19 protein-coding genes, 3 tRNA genes and 1 other annotated feature are annotated in these 18,319 nt (G+C 51.1%); of the genes, 15 read left to right on the top strand and 7 right to left on the bottom strand.

What is annotated here, in order from left to right; translation table 11 throughout:
- The first annotated feature begins 6 nt into the window (after positions 1-6).
- The 7 genes from CMR03_RS13220 (at position 7) to luxS (ending at position 5,093) form a co-directional block, all read left to right on the top strand.
- A tRNA-Arg gene (locus CMR03_RS13220) sits at positions 7-83 on the top strand.
- A 265-nt stretch (positions 84-348) separates the two neighbouring features.
- Positions 349-425, top strand: a tRNA-Arg gene (locus CMR03_RS13215).
- A gap of 189 nt (positions 426-614) precedes the next feature.
- Positions 615-691: transfer RNA gene (locus tag CMR03_RS13210), tRNA-Arg, on the top strand.
- A gap of 1,106 nt (positions 692-1,797) precedes the next feature.
- A complete protein-coding gene (gene yqaB / locus CMR03_RS13205) occupies positions 1,798-2,364 on the top strand; it encodes a fructose-1-phosphate/6-phosphogluconate phosphatase (protein ID WP_096011829.1) in 567 nt (188 codons plus the stop codon).
- Complete coding sequence (locus CMR03_RS13200) at positions 2,361-2,789, top strand: YqaA family protein (protein WP_096011724.1); 429 nt, start codon at positions 2,361-2,363, stop codon at positions 2,787-2,789. Before yqaB ends, CMR03_RS13200 begins: the two co-directional genes overlap by 4 nt.
- Before the next feature lie 31 nt (positions 2,790-2,820).
- A complete protein-coding gene (gene gshA / locus CMR03_RS13195; RefSeq protein ID WP_096011723.1) occupies positions 2,821-4,425 on the top strand; it encodes a glutamate--cysteine ligase in 1,605 nt (534 codons plus the stop codon).
- A 152-nt stretch (positions 4,426-4,577) separates the two neighbouring features.
- Complete coding sequence (gene luxS, locus CMR03_RS13190) at positions 4,578-5,093, top strand: S-ribosylhomocysteine lyase (protein ID WP_063880715.1); 516 nt, start codon at positions 4,578-4,580, stop codon at positions 5,091-5,093.
- A gap of 162 nt (positions 5,094-5,255) precedes the next feature.
- Here luxS and CMR03_RS13185 read toward each other — a convergent pair whose 3' ends face one another.
- Both CMR03_RS13185 and CMR03_RS13180 read right to left on the bottom strand, forming a co-directional pair.
- A complete protein-coding gene (locus CMR03_RS13185; protein ID WP_063880714.1) occupies positions 5,256-6,542 on the bottom strand; it encodes an HlyC/CorC family transporter in 1,287 nt (428 codons plus the stop codon).
- Positions 6,543-6,560: 18 nt separating this feature from the next.
- Positions 6,561-7,358 (bottom strand): cytochrome C assembly family protein, encoded by a 798-nt coding sequence (locus tag CMR03_RS13180; RefSeq protein ID WP_063880713.1) that lies wholly within the window; start codon positions 7,356-7,358, stop codon positions 6,561-6,563.
- Positions 7,359-7,525: 167 nt separating this feature from the next.
- On the opposite strand from CMR03_RS13180, the gene ffh reads away from it, so the two are divergent.
- The 6 genes from ffh to CMR03_RS13150 all read left to right on the top strand — a co-directional run bounded on the left by ffh (position 7,526) and on the right by CMR03_RS13150 (position 11,941).
- Positions 7,526-8,887: a signal recognition particle protein gene (gene ffh, locus CMR03_RS13175; RefSeq protein ID WP_063880712.1), complete on the top strand. Its 1,362-nt coding sequence runs from the start codon at positions 7,526-7,528 to the stop codon at positions 8,885-8,887.
- A gap of 142 nt (positions 8,888-9,029) precedes the next feature.
- Complete coding sequence (gene rpsP / locus CMR03_RS13170) at positions 9,030-9,278, top strand: 30S ribosomal protein S16 (protein WP_007893313.1); 249 nt, start codon at positions 9,030-9,032, stop codon at positions 9,276-9,278.
- Between the two features lie 18 nt (positions 9,279-9,296).
- The gene (gene rimM / locus CMR03_RS13165; RefSeq protein WP_063880711.1) at positions 9,297-9,845 is read left to right on the top strand and encodes a ribosome maturation factor RimM; all 549 of its coding nucleotides are present in this window, start codon (positions 9,297-9,299) and stop codon (positions 9,843-9,845) included.
- Between the two features lie 35 nt (positions 9,846-9,880).
- Positions 9,881-10,642: a tRNA (guanosine(37)-N1)-methyltransferase TrmD gene (gene trmD, locus CMR03_RS13160; RefSeq protein ID WP_096011722.1), complete on the top strand. Its 762-nt coding sequence runs from the start codon at positions 9,881-9,883 to the stop codon at positions 10,640-10,642.
- Between the two features lie 42 nt (positions 10,643-10,684).
- Positions 10,685-11,032, top strand: coding sequence for a 50S ribosomal protein L19 (gene rplS, locus CMR03_RS13155; protein WP_013026892.1), 348 nt, complete (start codon positions 10,685-10,687; stop codon positions 11,030-11,032).
- Between the two features lie 354 nt (positions 11,033-11,386).
- A complete protein-coding gene (locus CMR03_RS13150) occupies positions 11,387-11,941 on the top strand; it encodes a hypothetical protein (protein ID WP_096011721.1) in 555 nt (184 codons plus the stop codon).
- Between the two features lie 43 nt (positions 11,942-11,984).
- Here CMR03_RS13150 and CMR03_RS13145 read toward each other — a convergent pair whose 3' ends face one another.
- On the bottom strand, positions 11,985-12,512 hold the full coding sequence (locus CMR03_RS13145; protein ID WP_096011720.1) for a GNAT family N-acetyltransferase: 528 nt from the start codon (positions 12,510-12,512) through the stop codon (positions 11,985-11,987).
- Between the two features lie 283 nt (positions 12,513-12,795).
- Between CMR03_RS13145 and CMR03_RS13140 the strand changes: the two genes are divergently transcribed.
- Positions 12,796-13,875: a 3-deoxy-7-phosphoheptulonate synthase gene (locus CMR03_RS13140; protein WP_096011719.1), complete on the top strand. Its 1,080-nt coding sequence runs from the start codon at positions 12,796-12,798 to the stop codon at positions 13,873-13,875.
- A 6-nt stretch (positions 13,876-13,881) separates the two neighbouring features.
- Positions 13,882-15,003: a bifunctional chorismate mutase/prephenate dehydrogenase gene (tyrA, locus tag CMR03_RS13135; protein ID WP_063880706.1), complete on the top strand. Its 1,122-nt coding sequence runs from the start codon at positions 13,882-13,884 to the stop codon at positions 15,001-15,003.
- A 36-nt stretch (positions 15,004-15,039) separates the two neighbouring features.
- Here tyrA and pheA read toward each other — a convergent pair whose 3' ends face one another.
- From pheA to CMR03_RS13120, 4 genes are all read right to left on the bottom strand, one after another.
- Positions 15,040-16,203, bottom strand: coding sequence for a bifunctional chorismate mutase/prephenate dehydratase (gene pheA / locus CMR03_RS13130; RefSeq protein ID WP_063880705.1), 1,164 nt, complete (start codon positions 16,201-16,203; stop codon positions 15,040-15,042).
- Positions 16,204-16,225: 22 nt separating this feature from the next.
- Positions 16,226-16,349 (bottom strand) — a sequence feature (Phe leader region).
- Complete coding sequence (locus tag CMR03_RS25390) at positions 16,301-16,348, bottom strand: hypothetical protein (protein WP_193372328.1); 48 nt, start codon at positions 16,346-16,348, stop codon at positions 16,301-16,303. Its footprint overlaps the feature before it by 48 nt.
- A gap of 101 nt (positions 16,350-16,450) precedes the next feature.
- Entirely contained in the window at positions 16,451-16,783 is a 333-nt protein-coding gene (gene raiA, locus CMR03_RS13125; protein ID WP_063880704.1) for a ribosome-associated translation inhibitor RaiA, read from the bottom strand.
- Between the two features lie 259 nt (positions 16,784-17,042).
- A protein-coding gene (locus CMR03_RS13120; protein ID WP_425270632.1) for an IS3 family transposase occupies positions 17,043-18,265 on the bottom strand; the annotation gives its coding sequence in 2 pieces (ribosomal slippage) (positions 17,043-17,918 and positions 17,921-18,265; 1,221 coding nt in all).
- Positions 18,266-18,319 lie beyond the last annotated feature (54 nt).

Genomic DNA, 18,319 nt, shown 5'->3' with positions numbered 1-18,319 from the left:
TCCGATGCATCCGTAGCTCAGCTGGATAGAGTACTCGGCTACGAACCGAGCGGTCGGAGGTTCGAATCCTCCCGGATGCACCATGTTTTTCGATATGGACGTGTATGAGTGTTCTGTAAGGCATCGTCGATATGTCAGTCAGAACAAGGGAAGATAACGTTGCTTTAGCAACGGCCCATAGGGTGAGGCGTCAGCCGAATAATCCTCCCGGATGCACCATATTGTTGGATATGTTGATGTCAGGCGACGTGCCAGCAGATAACATCGTCGGAACAGAGTTGTAAAGTGAACTAGCAATTCCTTCATGGTGAGCCGTTAGCACCCTGCGTTGTACAAGAATTTCATAATGCATCCGTAGCTCAGCTGGATAGAGTACTCGGCTACGAACCGAGCGGTCGGAGGTTCGAATCCTCCCGGATGCACCATACTTCAGAGTATGGAGGTGTGTTCCTGGTCTGTAAGACATCATCGATTTGTCAGTCAGAACCAGGGAGGATAACGTTGCTTCAGCAACGGCCCACAGGGCAAGGCGCAAGCCTGGTAATCCTCCCGGATGCACCATTCTTCGTATTACCCCCAGGTTGATTTCTGTCAGTCCATAAAAGATTTTCAATGCATCCGTAGCTCAGCTGGATAGAGTACTCGGCTACGAACCGAGCGGTCGGAGGTTCGAATCCTCCCGGATGCACCATATTCTGCACTCCTAAAGCGAAATTCCCCTTGTTTGCACTTCTAAAGCTAAAGCTAAAGCAAAATCCCTCTATCCATATCCTGACGTATTTACAGCAAATACCAGGGAGGATAACGTTGCTTCAGCAACGGCCCGCAGGGCGAGGCAACAGCCGAGTCATCCTCCCGGATGCACCATCTTCTGCACTTCTAAAGCGAAACCCTTCTGTCCTGTCCTGACGTATTTACAGCAAATACCAGGGAGGATAACGTTGCTTCAGCAACGGCCCGCAGGGCGAGGCTACAGCCGAGTCATCCTCCCGGATGCACCATATTCTGCACTTCTAAAGCAAAACCCTTCTGTCCTGTCCTGACGTATTTACAGCAAATACCAGGGAGGATAACGTTGCTTCAGCAACGGCCCGCAGGGCGAGGCATCAGCCGGTCATCCTCCCGGATGCACCATCTTCTGCACTTCTAAAGCGAAACCCTTCTGTCCTGTCCTGGCGTATTTACAGCAAATACCAGGGAGGATAACGTTGCTTCAGCAACGGCCCGCAGGGCGAGGCATCAGCCGAGTCATCCTCCCGGATGCACCATCTTCTGCACTTCTAAAGCGAAACCCTTCTCCTTCTCCTTCTCTCTCTGTCCTGACCTGATGTGCTACAGCCAGCCGGATAACAAACAACCTTCCCCCCGTTCGTATCATGCAGGACAAACAGATCGTTGTCTCTTTAGCTCCTCAGCGCCGGTTAGCGGCATGACTGACATATCTTCGCCAGTCTTCTTTTTTCTCTTCACAGACCCGTTTTACACCGTCTGAACTGTCCCGTTTCAAATTCATCCGTGTGATAGCCGTTTTCAGGCAGGTTAACATTTAGCGCTGTGTTAAGTTTTCTACGCTCTTCCGTTAATCTCTTATGCGTTTCTTAGCGCAACGCTGATCTTCAACTTACCTCACAAAATCACTGGGAATTCGCGACCTTACAGGCTTTCCAACCCGCTCACCTTTATCCGAAAACTAAAATTGCTAATGCTTTCAAAGCATTTGCTGTTCATCCCGCCTGGCGACAACCTACGCACATTCAGCTAAAGTAGTGGCTCATTTGTTGGAGGTCCTCTGTGACAATCTACGATCAATACGACGCCCTGATTTTCGATATGGACGGTACTATTCTTGATACTGAACCGACACATCGAAAAGCGTGGCGTCAGGTGCTGGCGCGTTATGAACTGGCGTTCGATGAAGCGCGCATGATGGATTTCAATGGTGCGCCGTCATGGCGGCTGGCGCAGTTAATTGTCGAAACCAATCAGTCAGGTCACGATCCTTATGCGCTCGCCGCGGAAAAAACGGCAGCGGTCAAAGCGATGCTGCTGGATAACGTCCAGCCGCTTCCGCTAATGGACGTCGTTAAGGCTTATCATGGCCGTCGACCCATGGCTGTCGGAACCGGTAGCCAGCGCGCCATGGCAGATGCACTTCTTAATCACCTGGGCGTCAGGGCGCTTTTCTCGGCGGTGGTAGGGGCGGATGACGTCGAACATCATAAGCCTGAGCCTGAAACGTTCTTGCGCTGTGCGGCGTTACTGGGCGTTGAACCGACACGTTGTGTGGTATTCGAAGACGCTGATTTTGGCGTGCAGGCAGCAAAGGCCGCAGGTATGGCCGTGGTTGATGTTCGCCAGCTGTGAGCGAAACGCTGGCTTATGTATCTTTATTTAGCAGCAGCTTTCTCAGTGCAACGCTCCTTCCAGGTAGCTCTGAGGCGCTGTTGGTTACATTACTGATCGCGAAAAGCGCATCAGTTTACGGGTTGATTTTAGTCGCATCGTTAGGGAATACCCTGGGTGGCTTGACCAACATAATTTTGGGTCGCTTATTGCCGTTAAAACGTCAGGGGCGATGGCATGAGACAGCAATGACGTGGTTGCAACGGCTGGGGCCGGCAGCGCTGTTGTTGAGTTGGCTACCGGTTATAGGCGATCTGCTCTGCGTCCTCGCAGGCTGGTTACGCTTTGCCTGGTTACCTTCGGTGCTGTTTCTGGCTATCGGTAAAACGCTGCGTTACATCGTTATTGCGACCGCCACATTACAGGGCATGGAATGGTGGCATTGATTCGTACAGATTCGGGGCTAGGGTTAACACTATGCTGAACAAAAATAAATTATTCACACAGCGGGAGGTTAATGTGATCCCCGACGTATCAAAAGCGTTGTCCTGGCTGGAAGCGCATCCTGATGCACTGAAAGGCATTGGTCGTGGCATTGAGCGTGAAACGCTGCGTGTGCAGCCAGATGGTCATCTTGCGACGACGGCTCATCCTGAGTCACTGGGTTCGGCCCTTAAGCATGACTGGATTACCACCGACTTTGCTGAAACGCTGCTGGAGTTTATCACCCCGGTTGATCACAGCATCGACCATATGCTCGCATTTTTGCGTGATGTCCATCGTCATGTTGCCAGCGAGCTCGGTGAAGAGCGCATGTGGCCTTTCAGCATGCCTTGCCTGATTGAGGATGCGGATAACATTACGCTGGCGCAGTATGGCAAATCCAACATTGGTCGTATGAAAACCCTTTATCGCCAGGGGCTGAAAAACCGTTATGGTGCGCTGATGCAAACCATCTCCGGGATTCATTATAATTTCTCGCTGCCACTGTCATTCTGGCAGGCATGGGCGGACGTAAAAGATTACGAGAGCGGGAAAGACACCATTTCTGCCGGCTACCTGCGGCTGATCCGAAACTATTATCGCTTTGGCTGGATCATTCCTTATCTGTTTGGTGCATCGCCTGCGATTTGCTCCAGCTTCCTGCAGGGCAAAAAAAGCGCGCTACCGTTTGATACGGATAAGAAAGGTACGCTGTGGCTGCCCTATGCAACCTCGTTGCGCCTGAGCGACCTGGGTTATACCAATAAGTCGCAAAGCTCATTGGGTATTACGTTTAACTCACTTGAGGGCTATGTCAGCGCCCTGAAAAAAGCGATTAAAACGCCCTCGGAAGACTTCGTGAAGATGGGCACCCAGGATGCAGCGGGGAACTGGTTACAGCTGAACACCAACGTTCTGCAGATTGAAAACGAACTCTACGCCCCGATTCGACCAAAGCGCGTTACCCGGTCCGGAGAAGCGCCTTCTGATGCCCTGCTTCGTGGCGGCATTGAGTACATAGAAGTGCGTTCAATGGACATCAATCCCTTTTCACCCATCGGTGTGGATGAAAACCAGGTGCGGTTCCTCGATCTGTTCCTGATTTGGTGTACGCTGGCAGACGCGCCAGAAATGAGCGCTGATGAATTACAGTGCAGTCGGCAGAACTGGAACCGTGTGGTGCTTGAAGGGCGTAAACCAGACCTTAAAATCGCCGTTGGCTGTGGTGAAGCAGAGTACTCGCTGGTCGAGATGGGGAAAACCCTGTTTGCTGATTTGCGCCGCGTTGCAGAAGCATTGGACAGTAATCAGGGGACAACAGAATATCAGCAAGTCTGTGACGAACTAGTAGCATCCTTTGACGATCCTGAGCTAACCTATTCGGCGCGTATTCTTCATGCGATGAAAGAAAACGGCGTAACCGGTACGGGGATTGCCCTGGCAGAACAGTATCGGCAGTTGCTTATCAACGAGCCGCTGGAAGTGCTGAAGCCGGAAGACTTCGCGCGTCAGGCGCAGGAATCCGTCGCCGCGCAGCAGCAGCTTGAAGCGAATGATACGTTAGATTTTGAAACCTATCTGGCTGGCCGGGAAGGGTAGAAAAGAAAAAGGCCACATCAATGTGGCCAAATTAACATCTCTGTTGTCAGGGATGGATGATAACAAATGCGCGTCTTTCATATATTCAGACGCTGGGCGATCGGAAAAGTTTCATCGTTCCTAAAAAAATTTTTCAGACCAAGAGGTGACGTATGCCATTACTGGATAGTTTTACCGTTGATCACACCATCATGGCCGCGCCTGCGGTTCGTGTTGCAAAAACCATGAAGACTCCCCATGGCGATACGATTACTGTTTTCGACCTGCGCTTTTGTCGCCCGAATATCGACATCCTGACTGAACGCGGTATTCACACGCTGGAGCACCTGTTTGCAGGCTTTATGCGTAACCATCTCAACGGTAACGGCGTGGAGATTGTCGATATTTCGCCTATGGGTTGCCGTACAGGTTTCTATATGAGCCTGATTGGCACACCAGACGAGCAGCGTGTGGCACAAGCCTGGAAAGGCGCGATGGAGGACGTTCTGAAGGTGAAAGATCAGAACCAGATCCCTGAGCTGAATGAATATCAGTGTGGTAGCTATAAGCTGCACTCACTGGATGAAGCGCAGCAAATTGCCCGCAACGTGCTGGCGCAGGATATCGGCGTGAACCATAACGACGATCTGAAACTGCCTGCCGAAAAACTGAAAGAACTGCACATCTAGTCTGGCTTCGGCTGTTCTGACAGTAAAACGCCGCCTGTTAGCGGCGTTTTTTATTGCGCAGCTAAAACAACGGTTTCATGCATGACGGCGACTGTTGCCAGCCATGAAGTGGCGCAGGTTGTGACGAAAAGAAAAACCGCCTTTAGAGGCGGTTTGTCTGCATCAGGAACCGACGGATTGCTTAAGCGGTGTCCGCGGGGTAATGCGAACCTGCTTAATCATATTATCCTGCACATCCAGGATATCGACATCATAGTGATTCACCCGGACGCGCGTGTTAACGGTGGGGATCTCTTCCAGCGCTTCCAGCAACATACCGTTAATGGTGCGAGCTTCCTGCTCCGGCAGTTGCCAGTTAAAGACTTTATTAATCTCACGAATATTTGCGCTGCCTTCAATCAGCACCGAGCCATCGTTTTGCGGCATCACTTCTTCAGCCAGTGAAGGGGACATCGACGTCGTGAAATCGCCGACGATCTCTTCCAGAATATCTTCTATCGAAATCAGGCCCTTAATGTCGCCGTATTCATCCACCACCAGGCCCGTTTTTTTCTTGTTACGCTGAAACTTCACCAGTTGTATGTTGAGCGGCGTGCCTTCGGGAATGTAGTAGATCTCGTCGGCGGCACGTAGCAGCATCTCTTTCGTAAACTCTTTTTTCTCGGTCATCATGCGCCAGGCTTCGCGCACGCGCAGCATTCCGACACAGTCATCCAGCGAATCACGGAACAGGACAATGCGGCCGTGCGGTGAATGGCTTAACTGACGAATCACCGACTTCCAGTCATCGTTGATATTAATACCGACAATTTCATTACGCGGCACCATGATGTCGTCCACACTGACCTTCTCCAGGTCGAGTACGGACAGCAACATATCCTGATTACGGCGCGACATGTGTGTACGCGACTCATAGACAATGGTACGCAGTTCTTCTTTGCTGAGGGCAGAACTAATCGCACCATCCGCCCGGATGCCCACCAGGCGCATCAGCAGGCGGGTAATGGTATTCAGCAACCAGACCAGCGGCAGCATGACGTATTGCAGCGGACCGAGCAGAAAACTACTGGGATAAGCGACTTTTTCTGGATAAAGCGCGGCGACCGTTTTTGGCAGGACTTCGGCAAAGACCAGCACGACAAATGTCAGGATACCGGTCGCGATGGCAACGCCTGCATCGCCATACAGACGCATTCCCACAATGGTCCCAATGGCGGACGCCAGAATGTTGACCAGGTTATTACCGATCAGGACCAGACTGATAAGACGATCCGGACGCTTTAACAATTTTTCGACGCGGCGGGCTGCGCGATGGCCATGCTTAGCCTGATGGCGCAATTTATAACGATTGAGTGTCATCATGCCGGTTTCAGAGCCGGAGAAGTAGGCTGAAACCAGCACCATAATGATGAGTGTGACAATCAGGGTCGTGGTCGAAACATGTTCCACCGCAAAACTTCCTTTTTATTAAGAACTGTGAACAAGCAGGTGCTGAAGTACGCGACTGCCAAAGTAAGCCATCGTGAGCAGCAGTGCGCCGCTGCAGTTAAACCACACTACGCGGCGACCGCGCCAGCCTTCATGATAGTGGCCCCACAGCAAAACGATGTAGACAAACCAGGCAATAATTGACAACACGGCCTTATCCACGTTTTCGGCGCTGAACAGGTCGTGCATGTAGAACAGGCCAGTGCACAACACCAACGTCAGCAATACAACGCCAACCTGCGTAATGTGGAACATCTTACGTTCAATGGTAAGCAGCGGCGGCATATCCTGAGTGAAAGCCAGCTTTTTGTTTTTTAACTGGTAATCGATCCACGCGAGCTGCAACGCGTACAACGCCGCAATAATCAGTGTCGCATAGGCAAACAGCGACAGGCCAATGTGAATCATGATGCCAGGCGTGGTTTCAAGATGCGTAATAAACGCATTTGGCACAAACGTGGCAAAGGCCAGGTTGATTAACGCAAAGCTATAGACAATCGGCAGCAGCAGCCAGCCACGATTTCGCGAGGCAACAATGGTCATGATCGAACAGATCAGCAGGCTGACAAGGGAGCCAATATTGAGCAGGCTGAGATTTTGTCCGCCATCGACAGCAAATATACGTTGCTGCAGGGCGACAGCATGTGTCACTAACGCCACACAGGCCGACAGCACAGCTAATCTGCGCCAGCCGCTTTGACGCTTCAACAGGCTGGGGATAATGAGTGCAAGACTCAGGGAGTAGGCGAACAGCGCCACAATCGCGAAAACGGACATAGTTCCTTTCAGGCATCAGTCAGATAAAGGAAAAGGGCAGTATAGCGCCAGCAGCAGCAGGCTCCAAACGATCTGAGGTGGAATTGAAGAGATCGCCACTGCTTCGTGTTATAATCCGCCGCATTCTGCCGATATGGCGCCTCGCGATTTTCTTTAAGTGAGAGACAATGTTTGACAATTTAACCGATCGTTTGTCGCAAACCCTGCGCAATATCAGCGGCCGCGGAAGGCTGACTGAAGACAACATTAAAGACACGCTGCGCGAAGTTCGCATGGCGCTGCTGGAAGCTGACGTTGCGCTGCCGGTGGTGCGTGACTTCATTAATCGCGTCAAAGAGAGCGCGGTAGGCCACGACGTCAACAAAAGCCTGACGCCGGGCCAGGAATTTATCAAAATCGTCCGTAACGAACTGGTTACGGCAATGGGTGCTGAAAACAACGCGCTGGATCTTGCCGCACAGCCACCGGCTGTTGTGCTGATGGCCGGTCTGCAGGGTGCGGGTAAAACCACCAGTGTAGGTAAGCTGGGTAAATTCCTGCGTGAAAAGCACAAGAAAAAAGTGCTGGTCGTGTCTGCGGACGTTTATCGCCCGGCGGCGATTAAACAGCTCGAAACGCTGGCGCAGCAGGTCGGTGTGGATTTCTGCCCATCGGATGTGAGCCAGAAGCCCGTTGATATCGTTAATAACGCGCTGCGTGAAGCCAAACTCAAGTTTTATGATGTATTGCTGGTGGATACCGCGGGTCGTCTGCACGTAGACGAAGCGATGATGGACGAAATCAAACAGGTTCATGCCGCGATTAATCCGGTTGAAACGCTGTTTGTCGTGGATGCCATGACCGGTCAGGATGCGGCGAATACCGCTAAAGCCTTTAATGAAGCGTTGCCGCTGACTGGGGTTATTCTGACAAAGGTGGATGGTGACGCTCGCGGCGGTGCTGCCCTGTCGATTCGTCATATCACCGGCAAGCCGATCAAATTTATGGGGATGGGCGAGAAGACCGATGCGTTGGAAGCGTTCTATCCAGACCGCATTGCCTCGCGCATTCTCGGGATGGGCGACGTGCTGTCGCTTATCGAAGATATCGAAAGCAAAGTTGACCGCGCACAAGCAGAAAAACTGGCGAAGAAACTGAAAACCGGCGACGGTTTTGATCTCAATGACTTCCTTGAGCAGTTAAAGCAGATGCGTAACATGGGCGGCATGGCGAGCCTGATGGGCAAGCTGCCAGGCATGGGACAACTGCCAGACAACGTAAAATCGCAAATGGATGACAAAGTGCTGGTGCGCATGGAAGCCATCATCAATTCGATGACGCGTAAAGAACGTGAGAAACCTGAAATTATTAAAGGCTCGCGCAAACGCCGCATTGCCACAGGTTCAGGAATGCAGGTGCAGGACGTTAACCGCTTATTGAAGCAGTTCGACGACATGCAACGCATGATGAAGAAAATGAAGAAGGGCGGAATGGCGAAAATGATGCGCGGCATGAAAGGTATGATGCCGCCTGGTTTCCCAGGACGCTAATGGGTTCCACAAAAAAGCCTGGGATTACTCGGTTTAGGTTGCTTTTTGCGCCAAAATGAGTAAAATTTTCGGGCTTTTTATACAGCACCCGGACCCCGTTCCTCGATGGGGGCCGGGTGTTTTATTAACTGAAGAGGATGTTATGGTAACAATTCGTTTGGCACGTCACGGCGCTAAAAAGCGTCCGTTCTATCAGGTCGTCGTCACTGACAGCCGCAATGCACGCAACGGTCGCTTCATCGAGCGCGTAGGTTTCTTCAACCCGATCGCATCTGGTCAGGCAGAAGGTCTGCGTCTGGATCTGGATCGTATCGAGCACTGGGTTGGCCAGGGCGCAACGCTTTCTGATCGCGTTAACGCGCTGATCAAAGAAGCAAAGAAAGCAGCTTAATCTGTCACGGTGGTGAGCATGAGCAGACAACTTGCCGCACAGGCACCTGTTAACCCGATTGTTCTGGGTAAAATGGGTGCGGCATACGGCATTCGCGGCTGGCTCAAAGTGTTTTCCTCCACTGAAGACGCTGAAAGCATCTTTGACTATCAACCCTGGTTTATCCAGCGCGCCGGTAAATGGCAGCAGGTAGAACTGGATGGTTGGAAGCACCACAATCAGGACCTGATCATCAAAGTCAAAGGCATTGACGATCGGGATGCGGCGGCACAGTTGACCAATTGCGAAATCCAGGTCGACTCGACGCAACTGCCTGCGCTGGAAAACGGTGATTATTACTGGAAAGACCTGATGGGTTGCAAGGTAGTGAACGTTGAAGGCTACGAGCTGGGTAAAGTCATCGATATGATGGAAACCGGTTCGAACGACGTTCTCGTCGTCAAGGCAAACCTGAAAGATGCGTTTGGTGTACAGGAGCGGTTAATTCCGTTTCTTGATGAACAGGTTATCAAGAAAGTCGATCTCTCTACTGGCCTTATTGAAGTAGATTGGGATCCTGGTTTTTGATCTCCGAATCAAACGGTAACGTAACGGCGAAGACGATGTGGATTGGTGTAATTAGCCTGTTTCCAGAGATGTTTCGCGCTATTACCGATTACGGGGTAACTGGCCGGGCAGTAAAAAATGGCCTGCTCAGCGTTCAAAGCTGGAGTCCTCGTGACTTCACGCACGACCGGCACCGTACTGTGGACGAACGTCCTTATGGTGGCGGACCGGGAATGCTGATGATGGTACAACCTTTACGGGATGCCATCTCCGCAGCGAAAGCAGCGGCGGGAGAGGGTGCCAGGGTGATATATCTTTCACCTCAGGGGCGCAAACTGGACCAACAGGGCGTTTGCGAACTGGCGTCACGTGACAAGCTCATCCTTGTCTGTGGTCGCTATGAAGGGATTGATGAGCGCGTAATCCAGACCGAAATTGATGAAGAATGGTCAATTGGTGATTACGTTCTCAGCGGCGGGGAACTGCCAGCGATGACGATGATTGACGCAGTCGCCCGGTTTATCCCGGGAGTCCTCGGCAAGCAGGCGTCAGCCGATGAGGATTCGTTCTCGGAGGGATTGCTGGATTGTCCGCACTATACCCGACCTGAAGTGTTAGACGGGATGGAGGTTCCGCCAGTTTTACTGTCGGGCAACCATGCCGATATTCGCCAGTGGCGTCTGAAACAGTCGCTAGGCCGTACCTGGCTGAGAAGACCTGAACTTCTGGAAAACCTGGCTCTGACTGAAGAGCAAGCAAGGTTGCTTAAGGCGTTCCAACAGGAACACCAGCGACAAAACGATGATGCGGAAGAGTGATCTTCCCTGACTATCAGTTTACCCAGGATAAGAGATTTAATTATGAGCAACATTATTAAGCAAATTGAACAAGAGCAGATGAAACAGGACGTACCTTCCTTCCGTCCGGGTGATACCGTGGAAGTGAAAGTATGGGTCGTTGAAGGTTCTAAAAAACGTCTGCAGGCATTCGAGGGCGTGGTTATCGCTATCCGTAACCGCGGTCTGCACTCTGCATTCACTGTTCGCAAAATTTCTAACGGCGAAGGCGTTGAGCGTGTCTTCCAGACTCACTCTCCGGTAATTGACAGCATCGCTGTTAAACGTCGTGGCGCTGTGCGTAAAGCCAAACTGTACTACCTGCGTGAGCGTACTGGTAAGTCTGCTCGTATCAAAGAGCGTCTTAACTAAGGTATCGCTAACGCGACATCTAAAAGTTAATAGCAAACAAGGGGTTGGCAATGTGCCAGCCCCTTTTTTTATGCCAGTGACTATAACGATTTTTTTGCCGTCGTCTTCAGGCTAAAAGAGACAGGTCAGGATAATACGTTCTGTCTTGTTGAAAATAACATGGGGCAGAGTGGAAACGTCACGCCGTTACCGTGGATGTGTGTCAAGATCCCAGCCAACTACCGGTGCTGCGAGGTCGCCATCGTCTTGCTGCGACACACGACATTAACTGGCATATCAGTCGTATAGCGTAGGGCTGAGGCTGAACTGATATGATCGTTACCTGATTCATTCTCATTGCCATAAGGACAGGTTTTGAAGGACGCCGTTTTTTTAGTTTCCGGTTTAATGCTTTCGCTAGCCTCATTTTATTCAGCCCGATATGCACTGGAAGGTAACAAGCATAAGTGGCTTTGCCGCTGCCTGACGGCAGTCTGGGTAAGCATGGGATTGGTGTTGTTTCCCCTTTTTCTTGCGCTGGGATTGTATGGTCCGGCCCTTATCTTTGTGGCGGCTAACGTGATTATTGTCTGGGCAGGACGCGAGCACAGAAAGGAGCTGGCGCGCAAGAACAGAAAAGCTACAGCTGTTGCTGAGCACGTTCCGGTTGTCGAGGTTGATATGCCCTGGTTAGATCTGAAAGAGATCGGCTTCAGTTATTTTGATTTTGAGGGCAGGGTCGCTTACCGACGTGTGGACGTTGAATCCTGTGATGGCATTTTTATTAAGGGCTATTGCCATTTCCACAGAGAGATGCGCGCATTCGAACTGGCACGCATCGAATACGGCAGCATCACACTGCGCAACGTAGGAAAAACTATGGACGTTAATAGCTGGTTTATTGCCTACGCTGAGGCTTATAGCCTGTAAATGCGGCCAGTTGGCAGCAGGGATGGCACGTTGATATCCAGGATCATGGCCGTTGAAAGTGATAGATTGCCGCGTTAACCGGGCCGCTGTCTAAGATAATCACGCCATAGCGGTAATCAATAAAGCGGCCTCCACTTTTTTCCGCGACGCGTCTGCTGGCATAGTTGTTTTCAACCGCCAGCAGTTCAATGGTTTGCACCTCCGGACGCGCGAAGCCAAAATCCAGTAACAACTTTACCGCCTGCGTGGCAACGCCCTGACATTGCGCGTCACGTCGAACCCAGTACCCCAAAGCGCAAAACTCTCCCGGTTTTTTAGCAAAGCGAAAGCCTGCACCACCTAACAGGCGGTTCTCGGCATCCACGATGGCAAACTCTTCCGCTTCTTTAAGTGCGCGTTGTAAGTGTGTAAAGCGAATCCAGCTTTCGGCTTCATGCGGCTGATAATCCTGATGTGCCCAACTCATCCAGGGCAACAATGTGTCCAGAGAGTCGTTAACGGCTTCCGTGAAAGCCTCAATATCATTTAAATCGAAAGGGCGCAGGCGAAGTGTCGAAATCATCGGTGTCATACTCTCATCCTTGTACGTTTCCCCCTGTATGTTAACAGGCGATTTTGCACCGGGGAATAAATTGAGTGTACATTTTAATTTACACTAAAAAATAACTAGGGCTTTTTGTGATATAAATTAAGTTTTTGTTATTTATGATTTAATTGAGGTTATTAGCGGTGCATTTTTAACGTGGTAAATAAAGTGTACACAAAGGATTGCCAGATGTACCACTTATGATACAGTTAAGCACCTCTTCCATGAGGACCCCTTGACCGTATAAATGAGAGTAAAGGACAGGACGATGCAAAAAGACGCGTTAAACAATGTTCATATCGCCAATGAGCAAGTGTTGATTACTCCGGAAGAGCTAAAAAACAAATTCCCCTTGAGCAACGCGCAGCAGGCGCAAATCGCCGCTTCGCGCCAGACGATTGCCGATATCATTGCAGGCCGTGATCCGCGCCTGTTAGTGGTCTGTGGCCCCTGCTCAATTCACGATACGGAAGCTGCTCTGGATTATGCCCGTCGTCTGCAAAGACTCTCTGAACAGGTAAAAGATCGCCTGTATCTTGTTATGCGCGTCTACTTTGAGAAACCCCGCACCACCGTTGGCTGGAAAGGGTTAATCAACGATCCTTACATGGATAACTCATTCGATATGGAAGCGGGTTTACATATTGCCCGTGAATTACTGGTTAACCTGGTCGATATGGGCTTACCTTTAGCTACTGAAGCGCTGGACCCAAACAGCCCGCAATATTTAGGCGATCTGTTTAGCTGGTCGGCGATCGGTGCACGTACCACGGAATCGCAAACCCACCGTGAAATGGCGTCGGGTCTGTCGATGCCGGTGGGCTTTAAAAACGGCACGGACGGAAGTTTGGGGACGGCGATCAACGCTATGCGCGCTGCAGCCATGCCTCACCGCTTTGTGGGCATCAATCAGTCCGGCCAGGTTTGCCTGCTGCAAACCCAGGGCAATCCCGATGGGCATGTGATTTTACGCGGCGGCAAAGCGCCAAATTACAGCCCGGAAGACGTAGCACAATGTGAAACTGCCATGCTTAAAGCGGGACTCCGTCCAGCCTTAATGATAGATTGCAGCCACGGTAATTCTGACAAAGATTACCGCCGTCAGCCTGGTGTTGCTCAGTCGGCCGTTGACCAGATCAAGAAAGGCAACCGTTCGATTATTGGCCTGATGCTGGAAAGCCACATTAACGAAGGCAACCAGTCTTCGGAGCAGCCGCGCAGTGATATGAAGTACGGCGTTTCTGTTACCGATGCCTGCGTCAACTGGAGCGTCACGGAGGCATTACTGCGTGAAATGCATGATGAGCTACACGAGGTGCTGTCGGCGCGTCTTTCACACGAGGTGTAGTGGGCAATGGTGGCTGAACTAAACGCATTACGCGAACAAATTGATACGGTAGATAAAGCGTTACTGGATCTGCTGGCAAAACGTCTGGAACTGGTAGCGGAAGTGGGCGAAGTAAAAAGTCGTCATGGTTTACCTATCTATGTCCCGGAACGGGAGGCTTCCATGCTGGCGTCCCGTCGCAAAGAGGCGGAAGCACTGGGTGTGCCTGCCGATTTGATCGAAGACATATTGCGCCGTGTGATGCGAGAATCCTATACCAGCGAAAACGATAAAGGCTTTAAAACGCTGCGTCCCGATCTTCGTCCGGTGGTTATCGTCGGCGGTAATGGCCAGATGGGGCGGCTGTTTACTAAAATGCTGACGCTGTCGGGTTACCAGGTGAAAACGCTGGATAAAGACGACTGGGATCGGGCCGATGCGCTGTTAAGCGATGCTGGTATGGTGATTATCAGCGTGCCCATTCATCTGACTGAACAGGTCATTGAACAGCTTCCTCCACTGCCGGATGACTGCATCCTTGTGGATCTTGCTTCCGTCAAGAATCGGCCTTTACAGGCGATGCTGGCGGCGCATCGCGGACCGGTAGTGGGTTTGCATCCCATGTTCGGACCTGACAGCGGCAGCCTTGCCAAACAGGTTGTGGTCTGGTGCGATGGGCGGCAGCCCGAAGCCTATCAGTGGCTGCTGGAGCAAATACAGGTCTGGGGAGCTCGCCTGCATCGTATTGGGGCGGAAGAGCACGATCAGAACATGGCGTTTATCCAGGCGCTGCGCCATTTTGCCACTTTTGCTTATGGCCTTCACCTGGCTGAAGAGAACGTCAATCTTGATCAGCTGCTGGCATTATCCTCGCCCATTTACCGGCTTGAGCTGGCAATGGTGGGGCGCTTGTTCGCGCAGGATCCGCAGCTTTATGCGGATATCATCATGTCGTCTGAAAATAACCTGAACCTTATCAAACGCTATTATCAGCGGTTTGGTGAAGCCATTGCGCTGCTGGAGCAAGGTGATAAACACGCCTTTATCGCCAGCTTTAATCGGGTCGAAGACTGGTTTGGCGATCACGCCAAACGCTTTTTGGTTGAGAGCAGAAGCTTGCTTCGCTCGGCTAACGACAGCCGTCCGTAATGTAAAAAGGCATCCAGATGGATGCCTTTTTTCTGGCTACTTCTCGGGTTCGACAGGAATGACATTTTCACTGGGATAACAACCAAGCACTTTCAATGAACGCGTCATCGCACGCAGCTCTTCCAGTGCCTGCTGCATTTTTTCAGACTGCAGATTGCCCTGCACATCCAGATAAAACATCTCTTCCCATGGGTTACCGTTAATCGGACGGGATTCCAGCTTGCTCATAATCAGATTGTGCTGACGTAATACCAACAGCGCGTCAACCAGCGCACCCGCCTGCTGACCGGTTGCCATAATCAGCGTGGTTTTCGCCGAAATCTGATCGGATACCTCGATGGATTTTCGGGCCAGGACAATAAAGCGCGTGTGATTCTGCTGTTGGTTTGCCAGATTGCGCTCAAGCACCTGTAACTGATACAGCTCGCCACCGGCTTCGCTACCAATCGCCGCGACCTTAGGTGAGTTCAGTGCGGCGACTTTTTCCATGGCCGCGGCGGTGCTTTCGGTATAGACAATCTTCCAGTGTGGGAAGCGGTTAATGAAGTGGCTGGTCTGCTGAAAAGGCTGCGGATGACTGTAGACCGTTTCAATCTGTTCCAGATCGCTCTGACTGCTGACCAACATGCAGTGTTCAATCGGCAGCGTCAGCTCACCCACAATCGATAAATTGGTCTGTTGCAGCAGGTCGTAAACGTCGTTGATAGAACCGGAGCTGGTGTTCTCAATCGGTAAGACGGCGTAATCTGCCGCGTTGTTTTCGACCTGTTTAATGATGTCGTGGAATTTCAGGCAACCGCACTCCACCATATTACTGAAATGGCGTGCAGCATACTGACGCGCCGCCAGATGAGAATAAGAGCCTTTCGGGCCTAAGAAGGCGATGCGGGCCGCGTGAGCATGAGGATGGTTAAGGTTTTTTTGCAGCAACGCCTGCTGTGTCAGAACCGAATCTTCAATGACCAACTGGAAAAGACGAGTGATGTAGTGGGCATCCAACTGGTGTTTTTTGCCCAGTACGATAAGGTGCTCAATCAGCGCGCGTTCACGTTCAACGTCGCGGACAGGGCGGTGCGTTGCCAGTTTCGCCTGTGCCACCTCCACAGCCAGCAAACGCCGTTCGGCGAGTAACGTCAGTAGTTTTTCGTCAACGGCGCTGATTTTTTCACGCAGTGCCAGAAGCGGATTGTCCGGGGTCATAAGGCTCACCTGTAAGCTATCCAATAAAAAAGCCTCCCGATTGGGAGGCTTTGTTGTTCGTCTTCGCTTTCTTTTTACACGACGAATGGCCTCCCAATCAGGGGAAGGTAAAAAAGAAAGCGAAGAAAAACGACAGTGTTTTCATGACAGGTTCCGAAAAATAAGCTGAACTGAGAGTAACCGCACAGATGAAAAGCTGTCAACAAAAAACGCGCCCGTAGGCGCGTCGGTAAGGCTGGAGCAGAACTTATTCTTCTGCGGCGGGCGTAAAGTCTTTGACGCTGGTGGCCGCACGGCGCGCTTCAGATTTGTGCTGAACTTTGTTGAGTTGGCGCTCAAGTTTACTAATCAGGTCGTTGATAGCGGTATACATATCGTCGTGCTTGGCACTGGCGACCAGTGTCCCGTTGGGTGTGTTAATGGTGGCGTCCGCCACAAATTCTTTGGACTCTTTCGACAGAACGATATGTGGGTTAATCAGGTCTGTTTGCCATTTTTCTAACTTGGCGAGACGGTCTTCGACGTGTTCACGGATGGCTGGAGTGATTTCCATTTGCTTACTGGTAATATTCACGATCATTATGCTTACCTCTCTGTGATTGCCGTCTGAATGGATCCAGCATAGCGCGATATGCCTATAGATGTGTGATTTTGATCACAAAAAAATGTCACTTTTTGTCAACTACAGCAAATTGTGAGAAAGGACGAGAATGTGGCTGAAAAGCCTTGAAGCCAAAGCATTATCAAGGCATTCTTGATGAGTTAGCTCGGCAGGAAAGTGAACATTTTACTTGTTCTGCATGACTAGTCCTGGCATAGGTTGACACTTTTTTTATCTTTTAAAACGCCTGATGTACCTCATCAGGCGTTTTGTATTTTAATGACAGATGAGGACGCTGGCTGTTATAGATCCTGACTGACTCACTGACCATCCTGCCTGCCTGCACCACGTCTGCCGGACGCGTAATCAGTAATTCATTTTTCAGTATGCCGTTAACCCTTTCTGCCAGCGCATTCTGATAGCAGTCGTAGCCGTCCGTCATTGAACAGACAAGACCGTGTTTTTTATGCACTGACTGATACATTGCCGAACAGTACTGAAGTCCGCGATCTGAGTGGTGGATCAGGCGGCCCTTTCCCTGCCGCTCCCTCAGTGCCATTTGCAGCGCCTTAATAACGTGTTCCGTATGCAGACTTTCATGAACATGATACCCCACGATTTTTCGTGAGAAAGCGTCCGTTACCAGACTGATGTAGGCCATACCTGTTCTTACCGGAAGCCAGGTGATGTCGGCAACCCATACCTGCTCCGGACCGGAGATTACCGTCTGCTCCGGCCCCGCTTTCAGCAGATTCGGATGTCTGTAAAAATGATGACGGCTGTTCGTTGTTTTATGATAAGCCCTTGCCGGATGAACCAGTAACCGGGCTTCCCGCAGCACAGCGAACAGACTGTCCCGCCCGATATGCAATGCGGCATCTTCCCGCTCGTTAAGAATATGCTGCAGTTTCCGGGTACCCAGGCGGGGCTGCTGTAACCTGATAAGTCTGACTTCTTCAGTAATGCGGTGTGCCTTTTCAGCCCTGCGCATTTCACGCCGGCATCCCTGATACCAGGCCTGACGGCTTATCTTTAAATACCGGCAGACCCTGACGACAGTCAGTTTCAGGGATTGTGTCTGTGCTTTCGCGATAAGGACGCTAACTGCTTCTTTGTGAGTGTGGCACCGAATTCGGTGTTCATCACCTTCACGACAGCTTCAAAAAACTGCGCTTTAACTTCGGATTCAGCCAGTTGCTGCTCAAGCTCTTTGATTCGCTGTTCAGGTGTGAGGGGGAGAGATTTTGTCATGTTTCCTCCACGGGTGGTGCGCTGCCGGGATGACTGCCAGTCCAGATGACCGTATTTACGTAACCACATGAGCACGGTGGAACATCCCTGGATGCCGTAGCGTTCCTGAGCCTGGCGGTAAGTCATCTCGCCTTTTTCAACCTGCTCCACGACTGCCAGCTTAAAAGACAGAGAGTAATCCCGCTGAGTGCGTTTAACATACTGTTTCATCACATTCTCCTCAAAACCAGTGGAAAATGTGTCAACGCTATTCAGGACGGGACA

The sequence above is a fragment of the Pantoea allii genome (assembly GCF_002307475.1).
Lineage (GTDB): Bacteria > Pseudomonadota > Gammaproteobacteria > Enterobacterales > Enterobacteriaceae > Pantoea > Pantoea allii.
The sequence above is the reverse complement of the archived record's forward strand: the minus strand, read 5'-3'. Positions and strand labels throughout refer to the sequence as shown.

Excerpts from the sequence above, each read along its gene's own strand:
- gshA (WP_096011723.1), top strand. The coding sequence starts at position 2,821 with ATGCTGAACAAAAATAAATTATTCACACAGCGGGAGGTTAATGTGATC.
- rimM (WP_063880711.1), top strand. The coding sequence starts at position 9,297 with ATGAGCAGACAACTTGCCGCACAGGCACCTGTTAACCCGATTGTTCTG.
- rpsP (WP_007893313.1), top strand. The coding sequence starts at position 9,030 with ATGGTAACAATTCGTTTGGCACGTCACGGCGCTAAAAAGCGTCCGTTC.
- tyrA (WP_063880706.1), top strand. The coding sequence starts at position 13,882 with ATGGTGGCTGAACTAAACGCATTACGCGAACAAATTGATACGGTAGAT.
- CMR03_RS13140 (WP_096011719.1), top strand. The coding sequence starts at position 12,796 with ATGCAAAAAGACGCGTTAAACAATGTTCATATCGCCAATGAGCAAGTG.
- raiA (WP_063880704.1), bottom strand. The coding sequence starts at position 16,783 with ATGATCGTGAATATTACCAGTAAGCAAATGGAAATCACTCCAGCCATC.
- CMR03_RS13145 (WP_096011720.1), bottom strand. The coding sequence starts at position 12,512 with ATGACACCGATGATTTCGACACTTCGCCTGCGCCCTTTCGATTTAAAT.
- rplS (WP_013026892.1), top strand. The coding sequence starts at position 10,685 with ATGAGCAACATTATTAAGCAAATTGAACAAGAGCAGATGAAACAGGAC.
- CMR03_RS13180 (WP_063880713.1), bottom strand. The coding sequence starts at position 7,358 with ATGTCCGTTTTCGCGATTGTGGCGCTGTTCGCCTACTCCCTGAGTCTT.
- trmD (WP_096011722.1), top strand. The coding sequence starts at position 9,881 with ATGTGGATTGGTGTAATTAGCCTGTTTCCAGAGATGTTTCGCGCTATT.
- ffh (WP_063880712.1), top strand. The coding sequence starts at position 7,526 with ATGTTTGACAATTTAACCGATCGTTTGTCGCAAACCCTGCGCAATATC.
- pheA (WP_063880705.1), bottom strand. The coding sequence starts at position 16,203 with ATGACCCCGGACAATCCGCTTCTGGCACTGCGTGAAAAAATCAGCGCC.
- luxS (WP_063880715.1), top strand. The coding sequence starts at position 4,578 with ATGCCATTACTGGATAGTTTTACCGTTGATCACACCATCATGGCCGCG.